This window comes from Streptomyces sp. NPDC059224 (assembly GCF_042754285.1).
GTDB lineage: Bacteria > Actinomycetota > Actinomycetes > Streptomycetales > Streptomycetaceae > Streptomyces.
On sequence record NZ_JBHZAN010000122.1, the window covers coordinates 1 to 1,049 of the forward strand.

General features: G+C 72.3%; 1 protein-coding gene. It reads left to right on the forward strand.

The features are described 5' to 3' along the window. On the forward strand, positions 1 to 831 hold an 831-nt coding region (locus ACFXI4_RS44775; protein WP_385003481.1), incomplete at its 5' end, for a universal stress protein. Positions 832 to 1,049: the final 218 nt, after the last annotated feature.

Below are 1,049 nucleotides of genomic sequence, written 5' to 3' on the forward strand. Positions count from 1 at the left end.
AGTCTGCGGGCCGTCGACTGGGCGGCCGACGAGGCCGCCCTGCGCGGGGCACCGCTCCGGCTCGTGTACGCCTCTCTCTGGGAGCGGTACGAGGGTTCCTCACTGGCCAAGGACCTGGGCAAGCCGTCGGAGCAGGTCATGGCCGAGGACATCGTCCGGACCGCCGCACGGCGGGCGCACCTGCGCCAGACCGGTGTCAAGATCTCCACCGAGGTGTTGCCCGAGGAACCCGAGTACGCGCTGGTGCACGAGAGCCGCACCGCCTCCGCGCTGGTGCTCGGCACCCGTGGGCGCGGTGGTTTCGTCGAGATGCTGCTCGGCTCGGTCAGCCTGGCCGTCGCCGCCCAGGCGGCCTGCCCGGTGATCGTGCTGCGCGGCAGTCACGACAACCAGGTCCGCGCAGAAGACCGCGGCCGCGTCGTCCTGGGCGTCGGTGAGCACGGGACGGATTCAGCCGCCCTGCGCTTCGCCGTCCAGGAGGCGAGGCTGCGCGGCGCGACCCTGGAGGCCGTACGGGCCTGGCGGTGCCCCGCCTACGAGACCACCGACCACCCCCTGCTCGCCGGTGAACCCGCGCGGCTGCACGAACAGCATGCCGCCGAGGTCCTGGCGGACGCCTTGAAGGCCGCACCCGCCGATGTGAAGGTGCGTTCGCGTACGGTCGAGAGCCCGGCCCGCCGAGTGCTCCTGGCCGCCTCCGACGAGGCCGACCTGCTGGTGGTGGGTGCCCGGCGCAACCCGGAACACCTCGGACTCCAACTGGGGCGCGTCGCACACGCGGTGCTGCACCACTCCGCCTGCCCGGTGGCCGTCGTACCCGAACAGGCCTGAGCGCCATGACCGGGCTGCCCTGCCGCCTTCGCGCCGACCGTGCTGCTTCGGCCACCCGCTGAACTCCTCCTCCGCCAGGGTCCCTTGGCGGCTTACGCAACGACGACTTCCGGAGTGTCATCCATGTCCAATGCCGAGCACCAGGACGCCGCCGTACTGTCCGACGACGAGCTGCGCACCCTGGACGCGCACTGGCGTGCCGCCAACTACCTGGCGGC